The following is a 17,310-nucleotide window of genomic DNA, read 5'->3' as shown; positions in this document are numbered from 1 at the left end:
TCAGCCTTCGAGGCGGTCGAGGTACGCGGGATCGAGCGGGTCGATCTCGCGCCCGGCCAGCGCCTCTGCCTCGGCCCAGAGGTGGTTGAGCCCCTCGAAGATCGCCGTCTTGCCGGTGGGCCCGCGCAGCACGTAGGAGCGCTTCTGCCAATCCCCGAAGGTGATCCGCAAAGGCGCCAGCGCCCGGTTCACGACCCGCGCGCGGGCGGCGGCCTCGGCCCGGTGGGCCTGTGGCGAGGTCAGGCGCGAATAGACGCCCTCCCGCGCCACCGCGGCCGTCCAGTGATCGTCACAGCCGAGGATGCCGCAGAGCGCGCACATCAGCCCTTCCGCGGACAGCGCTTGGCGAAGTCGTCGGCCATCTCTTCCATGGTGACGAAGCGCACGCCCTCGTGGCTCTTGATGTGCTTGATCAGCCGTTCCAGCATCATCAGCACCTGCGGCCGCCCCGCGACATCCGGATGGATGGTGATCGGGAAGACGGCATAATCCATCTCGCGGTAGACCCAGTCGAACTGGTCGGTCCAGAGCTGCTCGATATCGCGCGGATTGACGAAACCGTGGCTGTTGGGCGAACCCTTGATGAACATCATCGGCGGCAGATCGTCGAGATACCACGAGGCCGGGATCTCGATCAGGTCGGTCTCCTCGCCGCGCTCCAGCGGTTTCATCCACGTCTCGGGCTGCGCGGTGTAGTCGATCTTGGTCCACTTGTCGCCGACGCGCACGTAGTAGGGCGTGTGGTCGTCATGCATCAGCGAGTGGTCGTACTTGATGCCCTTCTTCAGCAGCAGCTCGTTGGTGACGTTCGAAAACTCCCACCACGGCGCAACGTAGCCGCGCGGCGACTTGCCCGAGACCTCGGTGATCAGGGCGATACACTTGTCGAGGACGGCCTCTTCCTGCTCGGGTGTCATGGCGATCGGGTTCTCGTGGCTATAGCCATGCATCCCGATCTCGTGGCCCGCGGCGACCACGGCGGCGGTCTGTTCCGGGAAGGTCTCGACCGAATGGCCGGGGATGAACCATGTGGTCTTGATCCCCTCGCGCTCAAACAGCTTCAGCAGGCGGGGTACGCCCACTTCGCCCGCGAAGAGCCCGCGCGAGATGTCGTCCGGGCTGTCCTCGCCGCCGTAGGAGCCAAGCCAGCCCGCCACCGCGTCGACGTCAACGCCGAACCCTACCAGTATCTCCTTCGCCATGGGTCGTTCTCCTTCCTCAGGTGTCAGCCATATCCGTGTCGAAGAGGTCCGCCGCGCTGAAGGCGCCTTCGATCAGCCCGTCCTCGCGCGTGTAGCGGATGATCGTGTCGAGCGTGTCGCGGTTCCGCTCCAGCCCGGTCGACCAGTAATCCTTGCCCAGCTTGCGCTCGGTCATGGTCAGATGCTCCAGCGCCCAGGGCAGCATGACGCTGAGCGCGGCACTGTCATAGAGCCGGGCGCGTGCCTCCTCCTGCGCCTTGGTGAAGGCATCGAAGAGCGCGCGGGTCAGGCCGGGATTGGCCTCGGCGATCTCACGCTTCACGCAGAGCACATGCATCGGGGGATAGATGCCCGTCATCTCGTAATAGGCCATGTCGGCAGACATGGGATCATCGAAGAGCCGGGTCACGCTGCCCCCCTCGACATAGGTCGAGGGCGCGCGGGCGGTGTAGAGCGCGTCGATCTCGCCCCGCGCCAGCATTCCGGCCAGGCCGCCCTCGGCATGGGAATGCTCGATCTGGAAGCCGTCGGGATAGAACTGCGGGTGTTCGTCCCCGGTGCGGGCCTCTTCCAGCCCGTTGGTGACATAGATCGGGGCCGCGCGCGGCAGGTCATAGTAATCCTGGAACATCCCGCGCAGCCAGACGGCGGCGGCCATGTCCCAGACGGGGATGCCGATGCGCTTGCCCGCAAGGTCGGCAGGCTTGGTGATCCCGGCCTCGCGGTGGGTAAAGACGCAGGACAGGCGGAAATGGCGCGAGGGGAAAACCGGCACGGCGAGGTAACGCCGCGCCCCTTCCATGTCGCGCAGGTAGGTGCCCAGCGGGAATTCGCAGGCGTCGTATTCATGGTCCGACAGCTGCTTGTTGAAGAGCGCCTGCACCCCGTGGACGTTCCACGTGGCCTCGACCCCCTCGATGGGCACGGTGCCATCCACGAGCGGGCCCATGCGGTCGCTTTCACTGACGCCGAAGGTGAGTTTGATCGTCATGTCATTCCCTTAGTTCGAGAAGCCCGAGCGGTGGGCCCAGCCGGTCATCCGCTTCTCGATCCAGGCCATCACGAGGTACATCGCGATGCCCATGAACCCGAGGACGAAGAGACCGGCGAAAATCAGCGGCACCTGGAACTGCGCCTGCGCCATCATCATGAACTTGCCGATGCCGTGGTTCGAGGCGACGCTTTCCGACAGGACCGAGCCCACGAAGGCCAGCGTGATGGCGATCTTCAGCGAGCCGAAGAAATAGGGCAGCGCACGCGGAATGCCGACCTTGCGCATGATATCCAGCTTGGAGGCGCCCAGCGCCTTGAGCACGTCTTCCAGCTCGCTCTCGATGGTGGCGAGGCCGGTGGCCACGTTCACCACGATCGGGAAGAAGGAGATCAGGAAGGCCGTCAGCGCCGCCGGCACCGCGCCGATGCCGAACCACAGCACGAGGATCGGCACCACCGCGACCTTGGGGATGGCGTTGAAGGCGACCATCAGCGGATAGAGCCCGGCATAGATCGTGGCCGAGTAGCCCACCAGCAGCCCCAGCGCGAGGCCGAAGACCACCGCGAGGCCGAAGCCGATCATGGTGGTGACCAGCGTATAGGTGCTCTCGCGCATGATCGCGGGCCAGTATTCCACGATGGCCGCGAAGATGGTCGAGGGCTTCGGCAGCAGGTAGCCGGGAATGTTGAAGACGATGACGATGAGTTCCCAGAGCGCCAGCACGATGATCAGCGAGGCAATGGGCGAGATGCGGAGGAAGAGGCTCTGTCGGTTCATTTGCGCGCCGTCACGATATGTTCGCGCAGCTCGTGCACGAGGGACTGGAACTCCGCCGTATAGGTCAGTTCGAGGTCGCGCGGGCGCTCCAGCTCGATCCGCCGCTCGGCAAGGATGCGGCCGGGACGGGCCGACATGGCAAAGACACGATCCGCAAGGAAGACCGCCTCGCGCAGGTCATGGGTGACGAGGATCACGGTCACGCCGGTCTCGGCATGCAGGTCGCGGATCACGCACCACAGTTCCTCGCGCGTGAAGGCATCCAGCGCGCCAAAGGGTTCGTCCAGCATCAGGAGCTTGGGCTGGTGGATCAGCGCACGGCAGAGCGCGGCGCGCATCTGCATCCCGCCCGACAGCTCCCACGGGTGCTTCTCGCCCGCCCCCTCCAGCCCGACGCGGGCCAGCAGCGCCTCGGCCCGTTCGCGGTATTCCTGTTTCTTGGCGCGGAACTGCTGCCGGTGCGGCGGCACGATTTCCAGCGGCAGCAGGATGTTTTCCATCGTCGTGCGCCACGGCAGCAGGTTCGGCGCCTGAAACGCCATGCCCGCCATGCGCACGGGCTTCGTCACGCGCTCGCCCGCCACGGTGATCGTGCCGGCACGGGGGAACTGAAGCCCGGTGGTCAGTTTCATGAAGGTGGATTTGCCACAGCCCGAAGGCCCCACGACGGCGGCGAACTCCCCTTCGCCGATGGACACATGCAGGTCCTGAACAGCCAGCGGCCCCTCGGCGCCATAGCCGTGATCAACACCATCGAATTCGATAAAAGGTTGCACCCTGTCCCCCTGTAGTCGGTGCCGGTCTTGCATCGGGGGGCCGACTGGCGGCCCCCCGAGAGGTCTTGCGTCCCGATCGGGGATTATTCGACGGCCAGAACCTCGTCCGAGGGCAGGAAGGAGCTGTCGAAGATCGCAGACGCTTCCGGGGTGGCCTTGAAATCGTAGGTCAGGCCCAGCTGTTCGATCGAATGCGTCAGGCGGTCCATGTCGACCTTGCCGAAGCCGTTGGCCTTCACTTCATCGGTGACGATGTTGTTTTCCAGCGCGTAGGTCAGGCGCTCCAGCTCCATGTCCTTCTTGGCAACCGGGTTCCGCGAGAGCACGGATTCGAGCGAGCCCTCGGGATCGGCAACCACGTCCTTCAGGCCCTTGGTGAAGGCGCGCAGGAAGCCTTTGACCGCTTCAGGGTTCTCCTCGGCGAAGGCCGGGGTCACCATGATGGTGTTGCCGTAGAGATCGACGCCGTAGTCCGACATCAGGAAGACGGTCACGTCCTCGGGGTCTTCCACGTTGCGGCGCACCGAGAGGTAGGTCGAGAAGGCGAAGCCGGTGATCGCGTCCACCTGGCCCGAGACCAGCATCGGTTCACGCACCGGGAAGCCGACGTTCTCGATGGTGACCTTGGAGGCGTCGATGTCGTTCTCGGCCACGAAGATCGGCCACTGGGCATAGGCCCCGTCAGGCGCGGGCGCGCCCAGCGTCTTGCCTTCGAGGTCCTTCGGCGTGGTCACGCCAAGGCTCTTGCGACCCACCACCGAGAAGGGCGGGTTGTTGTAGAGCATGTAGACCGCCTTGATCGGGGTCCCGGGGTTGGCATCGAGGAACTTGATCAGCGAGTTGATGTCGCCGAAAGCCATGTCATAGGTGCCCGAGGCCAGACGGTTCAGCGGCTCGACCGAGCCCGCGCCGGTGTCGATGGTGACGTCGAGGCCCTCTTCCTTGAAGTAGCCCTTGTCCAGTGCGACGAGGAAGGGCGCGGCAGGTCCTTCGAAGTTCCAGTCCAGCGAGAACTTGATCGGCGTCTGGGCCGAGGCCATCCCGGCACTCAGGGCAAGCCCAAGGCCAAGCGCCGCACCGGCAGCGGTGCGAACAGCGCGGGAAAGGCGCGAAATCATCATCTTGTTTGTCTCCATGTTGTCTTTGACATCAGTCGTTTGCCGTCCGGGATTGTGCCCCCCGGTTCGGATGCAGGCGAGGGTATCCCCACCTTGCGTGAATCAACCAGACACGCGCCGGACCAGAACGTCCAGCAATTCCGGCAGGGCAAGCGGCGTGGCATTGGCTCCGCCGCGGGAATAGACACCGCCGACCTTCGACTCGTCGGTGCCCAGCCGCGCCGCCAGCCGGCGGATCGCGTCCTTGCAATGATCGGTGGTGGGCAGGGCCTCGATCTTCAGCCCCTCGGGCAGATGGTCGTTTGCCCCAACCAGATCGAGCCGCGCGTCGCCCACCTTGCGGTAGGCGGGCACGTTGTGGGCGCTGCGTTCCTCGCGGCCCAGCACGAAGGAGCGGTGCGTCAGCCCCGGCGCGACCCAGGCGATCCGGTCGGTGTAATAGCCGCCGATCCGCTTCAGGCTGTCGGCAAGGATCCGCGCCATCTCGTTGTGCATCAGCACATAGGCGCGCTTCTCCTCCTCGCCCCACTTCCAGCGCGTGGCCGAGACCCGCGTCGCGGTCGAATCGGCCCGCCAGGGCGCCACGGCGTTACCGCGCTTCTCGAAGAGGCCGGGATCGTCATAGGCGGTGGCAGGCGACGGGCGATCCTCGTACTCCGCGATATCCTCGTAGGGCACCAGCGCCATCGGCTCCGAGATCACGGCGCGGTGGATCACGGTCCCCTTGCCGTTCGACAGAACCGAAAGGTTCAGCACGTCGCGCGGAAACGGCGGCTCCAGCCGGTCCTGCAGTTCCTCGGGCAGATAGGTCTGCCCCACCGGCGCAAAGCCTTCCGCCAGCAGGCGGCTGTTGATCGCCTGATGCTCGGAGGAGAAGGGATAGGGCTTGGTCTTGGTGCAGGGCATCATCAGCAGCACGCGCTTCTCGGCCTGCGGCAGCGCGGGCTCGTAGCGGTGCAGGATGTAGTCGATCCAATGGGCGATGCGCGGATGTTCGAGGCTGTCGACATTGTCCTGCGGCGAGTAGAGGCAGAGCGTCGGATCCAGCTCGAAGGGCGCCTGGATCTTCTCGCGGCTCTCGGTGATCCGGGTCTCGCGGTCATCGGTGGTGACAGTGTTCAGCATCTGCGGTCCTCCCCGGCCAGCGCGCGGGTCTCGCCCCGGGCCGCGGCCTCGTTCAGTTCGGGTTCATCATAGGCCTCAAGGCTGGCGAGGTGGGCCTCCGCATCCTCGAGGAACAATCTCTCTGTCAGGCCGCGCACCAGACGCTCGGCCCCGAATTTCAGCGCCGAGATCCCGGCAGAGCCTGCGAGGCTCGGCATGGCGGCGAAAGTGTAGCAATGCACCCGGCTGACCCAGGGCGCGCGGCCCGGCACCTTCTCCTGCAGGGCGAAGGCGCGGCCGAGATAGGGGAAGCTCTCCAGCACCGGGTCCGCCTCGCCCGCGGGCGCATCGAAACGGTCGCCCCAGAGCGCCACATGCGGCGCCATCCGCGCCAGTTCGGGCCGGGCGGCGAAATCGACCCGCAGGCCGGTGCCGACGATGAGGAAATCCGCCTCCACCACGCCCTTCGGCGTCTCGATGGCGATCCCCCCCGGCCCTTCGCGGACCGACAGGAAGGGGCACCCCAGGTGCACCCGAAAGCCGCCGTGGGCGGCGCAGCGGTCATAGGTCGGCTGCGGCGGCGGCTGGTTCATGGTGAAGATGCGCCGCATGAAGCGCCACTTCAGCGCATCGGGCAGTTCGCCGAAATGGCGCAGGAAGCCCGAGAACTCCATCCAGCGGTAGGGGTTCACGGCGGGCAACCGGCTGCGCCGCGCGAAGAGATCGACCGAGGCCGCCCCGGCCGCCAGCGCCTCCGCCGCATTGTCGAAGGCCGAGGCCCCGGCCCCCAGCACCGCCACCCGGCGGCCCTTCAGGGCGGCAAAATCAATCGGTTCGGAGGTATGGGCATAAAGCCCCCGCGGCAGTTCGGCCGCGATCATGTCCGGCACGGTCCAGACGCCCGCCCCCTCGATCCCGCTGGCCAGCACGACCGACCGCGTCAGGACTTTCGTCACCCCCCCGGCGTCGCGCGTGGTCACTTCCAGCAGGTCCTCCCCGAAGGGCGCGATATCCTCCACGCTGACCCCGTTGCGGATCGGCAGGTCCAGCACGGAGCGCAGCCAGAGCAGGTAATCATGCCAGAGCGGCCGCGGGATCTTCTCGACCCCCTCCCAGCTTCCGGCACCGAAGCGCGCCTCGTACCAGGCCTGCGGCAGCAGAGAGGGCACGCCCAGGTCCGGGCCGATCACATGCTTCGGGGTGCGCAGCGTCTCCATCCGGGCGAAGCGCCGCCAGACGCCCTCAGCGCCCGCCGGGTTGCGGTCCAGCACCTCCACATTGTGCACCGCCTCCCGGGCCAGCCCGAAGGCGATCGTCATCCCGCTCTGCCCGCCGCCCACGATCACCACGTCGCGCACGGCCCGACCGTCCACCCTCCGCGCGGGCACCCACGGCCGCGCAGGATAGCTCAGCCGCGCGAGGTCTTCGCGCGCCCGTGCAGACAGGGCATCCAGCTGGGCAGAGGACATGGACGGGCTCCGGAAACGGGGTTCTGAAGGATCGCGCCGGGTTTCCCCGGAGGTGCGGTGCTTGACCCGATCTTACGGTTCTCAAAGCGTCCCCGTCACTAAAGCCCGCCCGACAAACACCGCCAAGCCTCTCCCGGGGCCGGAGACCTCCCCCCGATCCGGATCGCCCAAAATTCCGCCACACCCCCACGTCCCGCCCAATAACCGGGCAGCCCCATCATCCACTGTTCCCAAATATCCTCGGGGGGAGGAGCGTCAGCGACGGGGGGCAGACAGCCCCCCTCCCCGCCCGCCGCAGGCGCAGTCCCCTGCCGTCGCAGGCGCACTCACGACCGCCGCCGACGCTCCCCCCCGCCTCAGGCCCACGCCCCGGATCGCCCCGCACAAACGAAAAAACCCTGCCGAACGGCAGGGCTTTTCGAAACCGGGAAACGGGGCGCGCTCAGGCGGCGTTCGCGTAATCCACGTAGGCGTCCTCGGCAGGCGCTTCGTCCTGTGCAGTCAGGACCGGCGCTTCCGGGGTGTAGTAGGCGAAGGCATCTTCCAGGATGGCCAGAGCCTCGGCGGGGGTGTATTTCTGTGCGTCCATATCGGGTGCCTCAGGTCTATCATCGGCCCCCTCCCTGCCGGGGTATATGCGCCGGAAAACCGCTCCTGACATCGGCCAATCTTTCAAAGCCGTTATGCTGCAGGTGCAAAGGTATCTCGCAGATGCAGAAAAGCCCCGCGATTGCGGGGCTTTACCGTGTTTTACAAGGGGATCAACGCGGATCAGACCGCGCGTTCCACCATCATTTGCTTGATCGACGCGATCGCTTTTGCCGGGTTCAGACCCTTCGGGCAGGTCTTCGCGCAGTTCATGATCGTGTGGCAGCGGTAGAGCTTGAAGGGGTCTTCCAGCTCATCCAGACGCTCGCCGGTGGCCTCGTCGCGGCTGTCGATGATCCAGCGGTAGGCATGGAGCAGCGCGGCCGGGCCGAGGTAGCGGTCGGAGTTCCACCAGTACGAAGGGCACGAGGTCGAGCAGGAGGCGCACATGACGCACTCGTAGAGACCGTCGAGTTTCTTGCGATCCTCGATCGACTGGCGCCACTCCTTGGCGGGGCGGTTGGTCTTGGTCTCCAGCCAGGGCATGATCGACGCGTGCTGCGCGTAGAAATGCGTCAAGTCGGGGATCAGGTCCTTGACCACCGCCATGTGCGGCAGCGGGTAGATCCGCACGTCGCCCTTGATCTCGTCGAGACCGTAGATGCAGGCCAGCGTGTTGATCCCGTCGATGTTCATCGCGCAGGAGCCGCAGATCCCCTCCCGGCAGGAGCGCCGGAAGGTGAGCGTCGGGTCGATCTCGTTCTTGATCTTGATCAGCGCGTCCAGAACCATCGGGCCGCACTTGTCCATGTCGAGGAAATAGGTGTCGACACGGGGGTTTTCACCGTCGTCCGGGCTCCAGCGATAGACCTGGAACTTGCGGACATTGGTGGCACCCTCGGGCTTGGGCCAGGTCTTGCCGGTCTTCAGCTTCGAGTTCTTGGGGAGCGAGAATTGTACCATATCGTCCTCCTTAGAACGTCCGCGCCTTGGGCGCGATTTTCTTGAGCGAGATGCCGCCTTCGGCTTCGGTGGTCAGCGGATCGACGATCACCGGGCGGAAGCTCAGCGTGACGTCGGCCCCATCCACATGGGCAACCGAGTGGATGCGCCAGTTCTCGTCGTCGCGGGTCGGGTAATCCTCGTGGGCATGTGCCCCGCGGCTTTCCTTGCGCGCCTCTGCGCCCACGATGGTGGCCATCGCGTTGGGCATCAGGTTGGTGAGTTCCAGCGTTTCCATCAGGTCCGAGTTCCAGATCAGCGACCGGTCCGTCACGGCGAGGTCCGGCAGCTTCTTGGCGATCTCGGTCATCTTCGCGACGCCTTCCTTCAGCGTCTTGTCGGTGCGGAACACCGCCGCGTCCGCCTGCATGGTGCGCTGCATCTCCAGCCGCAGTTCTGCGGTGGTGACGCCCCCCTTGGCGTTGCGGAAGTAGTCGAACCGGTCGAAGGCCTTGTCGATCGACGCCTTGTTGAGCGTCGGGTTCGGCTTGGACGGATCGACGATCTGGCCGGCGCGGATCGAGGCGGCCCGACCGAAGACCACGAGGTCGATCAGCGAGTTGGAGCCGAGACGGTTCGCACCGTGGACCGAGGCACAGCCCGCCTCGCCCGCGGCCATCAGGCCGGGCACGATCGCGGTCGGGTTCTCGGCGGTGGGATTCAGAACCTCACCCCAGTAGTTGGTCGGGATGCCGCCCATGTTGTAGTGCACGGTCGGCAGAACCGGGATCGGCTCCTTGGTCACGTCCACACCGGCGAAGATCTTCGCGCTCTCGGAAATGCCCGGCAGACGCTCGGCGAGTGCCTCGGCAGGCAGGTGCGAGAGGTTCAGGTGGATGTGGTCGCCATGCTCGCCCACGCCACGGCCTTCGCGGATCTCCATGGTCATGGAGCGCGAGACGTAGTCGCGGGGCGCGAGGTCCTTGTACTGGGGCGCATAGCGCTCCATGAACCGTTCGCCTTCCGAGTTGGTCAGGTAACCGCCTTCACCGCGGGCACCCTCGGTGATGAGGCAGCCCGAACCGTAAATGCCGGTCGGGTGGAACTGGACGAATTCCATGTCCTGCAGCGCGAGGCCCGCACGGGCCACCATGCCGCCGCCGTCACCGGTGCAGGTGTGCGCCGAGGTGGCCGAGAAGTAGGCCCGGCCGTAACCGCCGGTGGCGAGGACGACCATCTTGGCCGAGAAGACGTGCATCGTGCCGTCGTCGAGCTTCCAGCAGACCACACCCTGGCAGACGCCGTCGTCCGACATGATCAGGTCGATCGCGAAATACTCGATGTAGAACTCTGCGTTGTTCTTCAGCGACTGGCCGTAGAGCGTGTGCAGGATGGCGTGGCCGGTGCGGTCTGCCGCGGCGCAGGTGCGCTGCACGGGCGGGCCTTCACCGAACTCGGTGGTGTGGCCACCGAAGGGACGCTGGTAGATCTTGCCTTCTTCGGTCCGGCTGAAGGGCACACCGTAGTGCTCCAGCTCGTAGACCGCCTTGGGCGCCTCGCGGGCGAGGTATTCCATCGCGTCGGTGTCGCCGAGCCAGTCGGAGCCCTTCACGGTGTCGTACATGTGCCACTGCCAGTTGTCGGGGCCCATGTTGGACAGCGACGCGGCGATGCCGCCCTGTGCGGCGACGGTGTGGGATCGAGTCGGGAAGACCTTGGTCACGCAGGCCGTGCGCAGGCCCTGTTCGGCCATGCCGAGGGTCGCGCGCAGCCCTGCACCGCCAGCCCCGACGACCACGACGTCATATTCATGCGTCTCGTATTGGTAAGCTGCCGTCATGTTATCTTTTCCTTCAACCCGCGAATTAGAGTGCCAGTTTGACCAGCGCGAAGAGCACCGCGACGATCATGGCGTAGGAAAACGCCTGCACGGCGACGAGCAGCAGTTTGCCCGGGGTGCCGTGGACGTAGTCGATGATGGCCTCGTCTGCTTCGCCCTTGCAGTGCAGGATCACCACGATCGCGGTCAGCGCGGTGATGATCGCCGGACAGGGGCGCCCGAAGTAGGCGAGGACCTCTTCGTAGCTGCCGCCGAGGCCCGCGCCGAAGGTGAAGACGAAGAGCGGCACGAGCACGACCAGAACGGCCGAGCTGATCATCGCTTTCCAGTGGTGTTCGGTCCCGGTGCGGCCGGAGCCCAGCCCCTGGGCGCGCTTGCGGTCAGTCAGAAATCGCATGAACTGTCTCCTTACACCACGATGATCGTGAAGAGCGTCAGAACGGTGGCGCCGATGAACATGCCCCAGCCCATCTTTTCGGCCACGGGGATCTCGATGCAGTATCCGAGGTCCCAGATCACGTGACGCAGACGGCCAAGCATGTGGTACCAGATGGCCCAGGTCGCCAGCAGCATCAGCAGGTCACCGAACCAGCTGGTCAGCAGGCCGTCCACGACCGCAAAAGCTTCCGGCGAGCTAGCCGCAGCAAGGAACCAGCAGACCAGCAGGAACGCGAAGCCAAGCGTCGCGATGCCGGTAATGCGGACCGTGATGGACGAGATCGACGTCATCTGGGGGCGGTAGTACTGCCCGATCATGAAAGGGGAGAGTGGGCGATTGCCACGGTTCACATCAGCCATGAGATGTCCTTTCCGTATTTCCCTCGGCGCTGGTTTACGCAGAAGCGGCCCCGCTTGTCATCCTCTCCGGGGGTCGCAGTCCCAAGAATTTGACAGTGGCACATAAATAAATTTCGAGTTGTGATCACAGATTTTACGTGTGTGATCACAAAATGTGCAACAAATCGGAGACGATGTATTCCGAGTGATTTGCTAGGTTTTGCGTATTGATTCTTGCGCTCATTTGACCGGCTGGCGGCCCTTGCCGCAAGCGCCACGCGCATCCGGGGCGGTCCGGCGCCGATGGCGGGCGGCCCCGGGCCGCCCCTCCACAGTCACTATCGACGCGCCGGGACTGGGCGCGATCACAGCCGGATTACAGCGGGATCGCAGCGGGATCACAGGGGGATCAGCGCCCAGTAATCGAGGTCCAGCAGCACCTCGGGCAGGTACTTCCCGTCCGCGCCCTTCAGGGCACCGGCGGGGGCCCCGGTGGTCGCCACCAGCCGCAGGCGCAGGGCGCCCACGCCGGGGGCCGGGGTCTCTGCCTTGTCCAGCACCTCGGACCAGGCCTTGACGGTCAAGCCGGAAAAACAAGGGTTTGCATGGGCGCCGCCGTTCAGGCCGACGATCATCTGCGCATTCGCCAGCCCGTTGAAGGACAGGGCGCGCGCCATCGAGATGATGTGCCCGCCATAGATCAGCCGCTGCCCGTCGGGCCGGAAGGTCGCGTCGAAATGCACCTTGGCGGTGTTCTGCCAGAGGCGCGTGGCGATCATGTGCTCGGCCTCCTCAATGGTGACGCCATCGACGTGGTCGATCACCTCGCCCACCTCGTAATCGCCCCAGCGGTGCGGCTCACCGGCCAGCGTGAAATCGTAGCCCGTGAAGTCGAGCCCCTCGGGGATCACGAGGTCCTCCGCCGCCAGAACCGGCTTCAGCTCCGGCAGCACCGCCTCGGGCGCGGGCGCGTCGAGGTCGCCTTTGCGCACCATGACCCAGCGGACATAGTCCATCACGGTCTCGCCGTGCTGGTTCAGGCCGGAGGTGCGGACGTAGACCACGCCCGACTTGCCGTTCGAGTTCTGCTTGAGCCCGATCACCTCGGATCGGGAGCGCAGCGTGTCGCCGGGCCAGACCGGCTTCAGCCAGCGGCCCTCGGCGTAACCGAGGTTCGCCACCGCGTTGAGCGAGACATCCGGCACGGTCTTGCCGAAGACCACGTGGAAGGCGGCGAGGTCATCCAGCGGCGAGGCCGGCAGGCCGCAGGATTGCGCGAAGGCATCGGAGGAATAGAGCGCATGGCGTGCCGGGTAGAGCGCGTGATAGAGCGCCCGCTCCCCCTGCCCCACGGTCCGCGGCACCGCGTGGTCGATGACCTGACCGACGGCGTAATCCTCGAAGAAACGTCCCGGGTTCGTCTTGCTCATCACAGTTGTCCCAGCTTGATGTCGGGCGAATACTCCGCCTCCACGTCCTTGGTCACCGCCTGCGCGCAGCGCATCTTACCGGTCGCGGCGTCGAAGGCATAGGCGGGCGAGCCGTGAAGCTCCCAGCCCTTCGAGAGGGCCTCGGACACCTTGTGGCAGAAGGCGGACGTATCGTCCTCGGTGAGCAGTCGATAGGCTTTCATGGCGTTATCCAGGGAAAGGTGACGGGCCGATCCAGCCGTGGATCAGCGTGATGATGACGAAGGCCACGATCGTCGCGGCCAGGGTGATCAGGTCGCGCTTGGGCGACCCTGCGACGGGGCGCTCCCACGGGCCCGCGCGGTTGATCAGCACGATCTCCACCACGGCCCAGAGAAGCATCGAGCCGAAGAGCAGGATCGAGGCCAGATCGCCGTTCACCATCAGGTGCGCGATCCCCCAGAGGATCACGGCGCCCAGCTGGGGATGGCGGAACTTTGCCTTCAGCGCGCCCTTCGATTCGCTGATGGCGAAGGCGAAAACCGCCAGCAGCATCAGCAGGTTGTTGATGTGGGTGAAGAAGGCGGGCGGATACCAGACATTGATGAAGGGCGCCCAGCGGTAGCCCAGGATGATGCAGATCAGCCCCACCCCGATGCCGATGGCCACGGGCCCGCGCCCCTTCGCGCCCATCGCGGCCCGTTTCGCGGGGGCGATGCGTTTGAAGAGGTGGGCGAAGACCCAGAGAAGGATACCGAGGATGAGGAGGATCATGAGGAGCACCTGCTGCCAGAGGGGTTGCGGCGGGGCTCAGCCCGCGCTCGCGCCCACCCTGACGGTCTCAGCCCAACTGTGCAATCGCCTCGGCCTTGGCCAGCGTCTTGCGGGCGGTTTCCACGTGCAGGTTCTCGACGATCTTGCCATCCACAACGGCCACGCCCTGCCCGGCCTTCTCGGTCTCCTCGAAGGCGGCGATCTGGCGTTTCGCCAGATCCACCTCGGCGTCGGAGGGGGCGAAGGCGGCATTCGCCACTTCGACCTGCGCCGGGTGGATCAGGGTCTTGCCGTCGAAGCCGAGGTCGCGGCCCTGATCGCATTCGATGCGCAGGCCTTCCTCGTCCTTGAACTGGTTGTAGACGCCATCCACCGCGATCACCCCATGGGCGCGGGCGGCCAGCAGCATCTGCTGCAGCGCGAACATCATCGGCAGGCGGTCGGCGCGGCCACGGCAGTTGAGCTCCTTGGCGAGGTCATTGGTCCCCGCGACGAAGCCGGTCAGCTGCGGATGGGCCGCGATTTCCAGCGCGTTCAGCACGCCAAGCGGCGTCTCGATCATCGCCCAGATCGGCGTGTCGGCCCCGAGGATGTCCGAGAGCGCCTGAATGTCGGCGGCGGAATTCACCTTGGGCAGCAGGAAGGCATCCGCCCCGCTGTCCTTCAGCGCGGCCACGTCGGCCGCGCCCCAGTCGGTGTCCAGCCCGTTGATGCGGATGATCTGTGCCTTGGCGCCATAGCCCCCTTCAGCCAGCGCCGTCTTCAGCGTTTCGCGCGCCTCGGCCTTGGCATCGGGGGTCACCGCATCCTCCAGATCGAAGATGATCGCATCCACCGGCAGGGAGCGCGCCTTGTCGAGCGCCCGCTCCTTCGAGCCGGGGATGTAGAGCACGGAGCGGTAGGGACGGGTCGTGGCGTCAGATGTCATCGGTTCCTCCTGGATTGCCATGGCTCGGCAATAATCTTGCGCGGGTTTGGCACTTTTTAACTCAATTGTTCAAGAGAAATTCTGCCGCAGCGCAGAGAAATTCGACGGCACGCGCAGCAACGCCCCGGACATTAACCCTGTCTTCGTCTCTTGTCAGGCAGGCTTGCAAGGATTGGAGGGCCCCGCCGCCCGCCCGGCCCCCGGAACAATCGCGGCCCGGCCCTCCCCGTCGAGGAGGCAGGTCGTCGCCGCGCTTTGCGGCAGGCCGGACGTCCCGCCTGCTCCTGCAAAGGCCCGCACTTCAGGACCGGAAAGGACTGACGATGAAACTCTGCATTCCCGGCGGGCTCGGCGCCTGTCTCCTTCTTCTCATGGCAGCGCCTGCCGTGGCCCAGGCCCGCAACTGCGGCCCCCGCGACATGGTGCTCGACCGTCTGGCCACGACGTATGGAGAGACGCGGCGCGCGATCGGCCTCGGCTCCAACAACGGCGTGATGGAGGTCTTTGCCTCCGACGACAGCGGGACATGGACGATCACGGTGACGATGACCTCCGGCCTCACCTGCCTCGTGGCGAGCGGCGAATCCTATGAGACGCTGGCAGAGGCACTGCCCATGCAGGACGAGGACACCTAAGCAGACGGCCCTAGGCCAACGCGACCCAGATCAACCGGATGCCGGTGAAGGTCAGCAGCGTGTAGGTGATGCCGAAGAAGAGCTTTTCGGACACCACCTTGTGGGCCTTGATGCCGATCACCACGCCCAGCATCGCCACCGGGGCGAGGATCAGGTCGGCCGTCAGGGTCGACAGGCTGAAGACCCCGGCCCCGGCGTAGAAGCCGACCTTCATCAGGTTCACCGCCCAGAAAAGCAGCACCGTCGTGGCCTGGTAGGTCATCTTGTCGAGACCGCGGGACAGCAGGTAGACCGCCGCCGGCGGCCCGCCCGCGTGGCTGATGAAAGAGGTGAAGCCCACCGCCATCCCCGAGGCCCCGGCGAAACCCCTGTGCGGACGGTCGATCCGCGCCAGCCGGATCAGCCCCGCGCCCTGCGCCAGCCGCCACGCCACGAAGGCGATGCAGATCACCCCGATCAGCAGGCGGAAGAGATCGGGATCGGCGTGTTTCATCAGCACCGCGCCCAACAGGACACCGGGCAGCGCCCCCATGAGCATTGGGGCCGCGTCCCCCCAGCTCCAGCGCCGCCAGTAGCCCGGCAGCGCGGTCACATCCATCAGCATCAAGAGCGGCAGCATCAGCCCCAGCGCCACCGGCGGCGGCAGGTACAGCGCCAGAATCGCAGAGGCGGCAAAAGCAGCGCCGCCGCCGAATCCCCCCTTCGACATGCCCGAAAAGATGACAGCGGGAATCGCGAAGGCGAAGAAGGCCGGGGTCAGGTCGAGCATGAAAAAAGCGGGCCTCCGGACGGCGCGTTTCAGGGCAATAGCGCGGATCTAGCGCTAACGGTGGGGGTGGTCGAGGGTGGTTCCTGCCGTAACGTCCGCGTGAAACCCTTGCGCACCAAGGGGGAAGGGACTACGCCTTGCCGCGATTTTCAACCGGACCGGAGATGAAATCCAATGGCCAGACCCAAGATTGCTCTGATCGGCGCAGGTCAGATCGGTGGCACGCTCGCTCACCTCGCTGCACTGAAGGAACTGGGCGACGTCGTTCTGTTCGACATCGCTGAAGGGACCCCCGAAGGCAAAGCACTCGACATCGCCGAGTCCGGCCCCTCCGAGGGCTTCGACGCGTCGCTGATGGGCACGCAGTCCTACGAGGACATCGCAGGCGCAGACGTCTGCATCGTGACCGCCGGCGTGCCGCGCAAGCCCGGCATGAGCCGCGACGACCTGCTGGGCATCAACCTGAAGGTCATGAAGTCGGTCGGCGAAGGCATCGGCAAATACGCCCCCGACGCATTCGTGATCTGCATCACCAACCCGCTCGACGCGATGGTCTGGGCCCTGCAGAAGTTCTCGGGCCTGCCGGCCTCGAAGGTCTGCGGCATGGCCGGTGTCCTCGACTCCGCCCGCTTCCGTCACTTCCTGTCGGTCGAGTTCGGCGTGTCGATGAAAGACGTCACCGCCTTCGTGCTCGGCGGCCACGGCGACACCATGGTTCCCTCGGTCCGTTACTCGACCGTCGGCGGCATCCCCCTGCCCGACCTCGTCGAAATGGGCTGGACCACCCAGGACAAGCTGGACGCCATCGTGCAGCGCACCCGTGACGGCGGCGCAGAGATCGTTGGCCTGCTGAAGACCGGTTCGGCCTTCTACGCGCCCGCGACCTCGGCCATCGAAATGGCTGAATCCTACCTGAAAGACCAAAAGCGCGTTCTGCCCTGCGCCGCCTACTGCGACGGCGAGCTGGGTGTGAAGGACATGTACGTGGGCGTGCCCACCGTGATCGGCGCCGGCGGCATCGAGAAGATCATCGAGATCAAGCTGACCAAGGAAGAGCAGGCCATGTTCGACAAGTCCGTCGACGCGGTCAAAGGCCTGGTCGAAGCTTGCAAGGGCATCGACGAGTCGCTGGCATAAGCCAGGGGCCACAGTCCGACAGGGAAAGGCGCCGGTTTTCCGGCGCCTTTTTTTCGTGTGCCAAACGCCTG

Annotated in this window: 20 protein-coding genes; 2 read left to right on the top strand and 18 right to left on the bottom strand. The window is 65.7% G+C overall.

What is annotated here, in order from left to right; translation table 11 throughout:
- The 17 genes from LCM32_RS02115 to LCM32_RS02035 form a co-directional block, all read right to left on the bottom strand.
- Positions 1 to 321, bottom strand: coding sequence for a hypothetical protein (locus LCM32_RS02115; protein ID WP_222493286.1), 321 nt, complete (start codon positions 319 to 321; stop codon positions 1 to 3).
- Positions 321 to 1,202 carry a polysaccharide deacetylase family protein gene (locus LCM32_RS02110; protein WP_224819402.1) on the bottom strand — a complete coding sequence of 294 codons (882 nt, stop codon included), beginning with the start codon at positions 1,200 to 1,202 and terminating at the stop codon, positions 321 to 323. The genes LCM32_RS02115 and LCM32_RS02110 overlap by 1 nt, the downstream gene beginning before the upstream one ends.
- Positions 1,203 to 1,218: 16 nt before the next feature.
- Positions 1,219 to 2,193, bottom strand: a complete 975-nt coding sequence (locus LCM32_RS02105) for a hypothetical protein (RefSeq protein WP_224819401.1) — start codon at positions 2,191 to 2,193, stop codon at positions 1,219 to 1,221.
- Positions 2,194 to 2,202: 9 nt separating this feature from the next.
- On the bottom strand, positions 2,203 to 2,973 hold the full coding sequence (locus LCM32_RS02100) for an ABC transporter permease (RefSeq protein WP_224819400.1): 771 nt from the start codon (positions 2,971 to 2,973) through the stop codon (positions 2,203 to 2,205).
- The gene (locus LCM32_RS02095) at positions 2,970 to 3,749 is read right to left on the bottom strand and encodes an ABC transporter ATP-binding protein (protein WP_224819399.1); all 780 of its coding nucleotides are present in this window, start codon (positions 3,747 to 3,749) and stop codon (positions 2,970 to 2,972) included. The genes LCM32_RS02100 and LCM32_RS02095 overlap by 4 nt, the downstream gene beginning before the upstream one ends.
- 83 nt (positions 3,750 to 3,832) lie before the next feature.
- Positions 3,833 to 4,870 carry an ABC transporter substrate-binding protein gene (locus tag LCM32_RS02090; RefSeq protein ID WP_412070653.1) on the bottom strand — a complete coding sequence of 346 codons (1,038 nt, stop codon included), beginning with the start codon at positions 4,868 to 4,870 and terminating at the stop codon, positions 3,833 to 3,835.
- A gap of 99 nt (positions 4,871 to 4,969) precedes the next feature.
- Positions 4,970 to 5,992, bottom strand: a complete 1,023-nt coding sequence (locus tag LCM32_RS02085) for a hypothetical protein (RefSeq protein ID WP_224819398.1) — start codon at positions 5,990 to 5,992, stop codon at positions 4,970 to 4,972.
- Positions 5,986 to 7,440: an NAD(P)-binding domain-containing protein gene (locus LCM32_RS02080; protein WP_224819397.1), complete on the bottom strand. Its 1,455-nt coding sequence runs from the start codon at positions 7,438 to 7,440 to the stop codon at positions 5,986 to 5,988. Before LCM32_RS02080 ends, LCM32_RS02085 begins: the two co-directional genes overlap by 7 nt.
- 442 nt (positions 7,441 to 7,882) lie before the next feature.
- Positions 7,883 to 8,029, bottom strand: coding sequence for a hypothetical protein (locus LCM32_RS02075; RefSeq protein WP_224819396.1), 147 nt, complete (start codon positions 8,027 to 8,029; stop codon positions 7,883 to 7,885).
- Positions 8,030 to 8,211: 182 nt separating this feature from the next.
- Positions 8,212 to 8,991 (bottom strand): succinate dehydrogenase iron-sulfur subunit, encoded by a 780-nt coding sequence (locus LCM32_RS02070; protein ID WP_224819395.1) that lies wholly within the window; start codon positions 8,989 to 8,991, stop codon positions 8,212 to 8,214.
- 10 nt (positions 8,992 to 9,001) lie between these two features.
- The gene (sdhA, locus tag LCM32_RS02065) at positions 9,002 to 10,810 is read right to left on the bottom strand and encodes a succinate dehydrogenase flavoprotein subunit (RefSeq protein WP_224819394.1); all 1,809 of its coding nucleotides are present in this window, start codon (positions 10,808 to 10,810) and stop codon (positions 9,002 to 9,004) included.
- Between the two features lie 25 nt (positions 10,811 to 10,835).
- Positions 10,836 to 11,207 (bottom strand): succinate dehydrogenase, hydrophobic membrane anchor protein, encoded by a 372-nt coding sequence (gene sdhD, locus LCM32_RS02060; RefSeq protein ID WP_224819393.1) that lies wholly within the window; start codon positions 11,205 to 11,207, stop codon positions 10,836 to 10,838.
- Between the two features lie 11 nt (positions 11,208 to 11,218).
- Positions 11,219 to 11,608 carry a succinate dehydrogenase, cytochrome b556 subunit gene (sdhC, locus tag LCM32_RS02055; protein ID WP_224819392.1) on the bottom strand — a complete coding sequence of 130 codons (390 nt, stop codon included), beginning with the start codon at positions 11,606 to 11,608 and terminating at the stop codon, positions 11,219 to 11,221.
- 377 nt (positions 11,609 to 11,985) lie between these two features.
- Positions 11,986 to 13,017 carry a MaoC family dehydratase gene (locus LCM32_RS02050; protein ID WP_224819391.1) on the bottom strand — a complete coding sequence of 344 codons (1,032 nt, stop codon included), beginning with the start codon at positions 13,015 to 13,017 and terminating at the stop codon, positions 11,986 to 11,988.
- The gene (locus LCM32_RS02045) at positions 13,017 to 13,220 is read right to left on the bottom strand and encodes a DUF1737 domain-containing protein (RefSeq protein ID WP_224819390.1); all 204 of its coding nucleotides are present in this window, start codon (positions 13,218 to 13,220) and stop codon (positions 13,017 to 13,019) included. Before LCM32_RS02045 ends, LCM32_RS02050 begins: the two co-directional genes overlap by 1 nt.
- Positions 13,221 to 13,224: 4 nt before the next feature.
- Positions 13,225 to 13,770, bottom strand: a complete 546-nt coding sequence (locus LCM32_RS02040) for an NnrU family protein (protein WP_224819389.1) — start codon at positions 13,768 to 13,770, stop codon at positions 13,225 to 13,227.
- A gap of 67 nt (positions 13,771 to 13,837) precedes the next feature.
- A complete protein-coding gene (locus LCM32_RS02035) occupies positions 13,838 to 14,698 on the bottom strand; it encodes an HpcH/HpaI aldolase/citrate lyase family protein (RefSeq protein ID WP_224819388.1) in 861 nt (286 codons plus the stop codon).
- Positions 14,699 to 15,021: 323 nt separating this feature from the next.
- Between LCM32_RS02035 and LCM32_RS02030 the strand changes: the two genes are divergently transcribed.
- Complete coding sequence (locus LCM32_RS02030; RefSeq protein WP_224819387.1) at positions 15,022 to 15,333, top strand: hypothetical protein; 312 nt, start codon at positions 15,022 to 15,024, stop codon at positions 15,331 to 15,333.
- A 10-nt stretch (positions 15,334 to 15,343) separates the two neighbouring features.
- Here the strand turns inward: LCM32_RS02030 and LCM32_RS02025 are convergent, their stop codons facing one another.
- On the bottom strand, positions 15,344 to 16,102 hold the full coding sequence (locus tag LCM32_RS02025) for a sulfite exporter TauE/SafE family protein (protein WP_224819386.1): 759 nt from the start codon (positions 16,100 to 16,102) through the stop codon (positions 15,344 to 15,346).
- A gap of 174 nt (positions 16,103 to 16,276) precedes the next feature.
- Between LCM32_RS02025 and mdh the strand changes: the two genes are divergently transcribed.
- A complete protein-coding gene (gene mdh, locus LCM32_RS02020; protein WP_224819385.1) occupies positions 16,277 to 17,239 on the top strand; it encodes a malate dehydrogenase in 963 nt (320 codons plus the stop codon).
- The last annotated feature ends 71 nt before the right edge of the window (positions 17,240 to 17,310 follow it).

This window comes from Pseudooceanicola nanhaiensis (assembly GCF_020171315.1).
Taxonomy (GTDB): domain Bacteria; phylum Pseudomonadota; class Alphaproteobacteria; order Rhodobacterales; family Rhodobacteraceae; genus Pseudooceanicola; species Pseudooceanicola nanhaiensis_A.
The sequence above is the reverse complement of the archived record's forward strand: the minus strand, read 5'-3'. Positions and strand labels throughout refer to the sequence as shown.

Coding starts and splice junctions, on each gene's coding strand:
- LCM32_RS02085 (WP_224819398.1), bottom strand. CDS start 5,992: ATGCTGAACACTGTCACCACCGATGACCGCGAGACCCGGATCACCGAG.
- LCM32_RS02045 (WP_224819390.1), bottom strand. CDS start 13,220: ATGAAAGCCTATCGACTGCTCACCGAGGACGATACGTCCGCCTTCTGC.
- LCM32_RS02025 (WP_224819386.1), bottom strand. CDS start 16,102: ATGCTCGACCTGACCCCGGCCTTCTTCGCCTTCGCGATTCCCGCTGTC.
- LCM32_RS02080 (WP_224819397.1), bottom strand. CDS start 7,440: ATGTCCTCTGCCCAGCTGGATGCCCTGTCTGCACGGGCGCGCGAAGAC.
- sdhC (WP_224819392.1), bottom strand. CDS start 11,608: ATGGCTGATGTGAACCGTGGCAATCGCCCACTCTCCCCTTTCATGATC.
- sdhD (WP_224819393.1), bottom strand. CDS start 11,207: ATGCGATTTCTGACTGACCGCAAGCGCGCCCAGGGGCTGGGCTCCGGC.
- LCM32_RS02110 (WP_224819402.1), bottom strand. CDS start 1,202: ATGGCGAAGGAGATACTGGTAGGGTTCGGCGTTGACGTCGACGCGGTG.
- LCM32_RS02040 (WP_224819389.1), bottom strand. CDS start 13,770: ATGATCCTCCTCATCCTCGGTATCCTTCTCTGGGTCTTCGCCCACCTC.
- LCM32_RS02050 (WP_224819391.1), bottom strand. CDS start 13,017: ATGAGCAAGACGAACCCGGGACGTTTCTTCGAGGATTACGCCGTCGGT.
- LCM32_RS02100 (WP_224819400.1), bottom strand. CDS start 2,973: ATGAACCGACAGAGCCTCTTCCTCCGCATCTCGCCCATTGCCTCGCTG.
- LCM32_RS02030 (WP_224819387.1), top strand. CDS start 15,022: ATGAAACTCTGCATTCCCGGCGGGCTCGGCGCCTGTCTCCTTCTTCTC.
- LCM32_RS02075 (WP_224819396.1), bottom strand. CDS start 8,029: ATGGACGCACAGAAATACACCCCCGCCGAGGCTCTGGCCATCCTGGAA.
- LCM32_RS02105 (WP_224819401.1), bottom strand. CDS start 2,193: ATGACGATCAAACTCACCTTCGGCGTCAGTGAAAGCGACCGCATGGGC.
- LCM32_RS02090 (WP_412070653.1), bottom strand. CDS start 4,870: ATGATGATTTCGCGCCTTTCCCGCGCTGTTCGCACCGCTGCCGGTGCG.
- mdh (WP_224819385.1), top strand. CDS start 16,277: ATGGCCAGACCCAAGATTGCTCTGATCGGCGCAGGTCAGATCGGTGGC.
- LCM32_RS02115 (WP_222493286.1), bottom strand. CDS start 321: ATGTGCGCGCTCTGCGGCATCCTCGGCTGTGACGATCACTGGACGGCC.
- sdhA (WP_224819394.1), bottom strand. CDS start 10,810: ATGACGGCAGCTTACCAATACGAGACGCATGAATATGACGTCGTGGTC.
- LCM32_RS02035 (WP_224819388.1), bottom strand. CDS start 14,698: ATGACATCTGACGCCACGACCCGTCCCTACCGCTCCGTGCTCTACATC.
- LCM32_RS02070 (WP_224819395.1), bottom strand. CDS start 8,991: ATGGTACAATTCTCGCTCCCCAAGAACTCGAAGCTGAAGACCGGCAAG.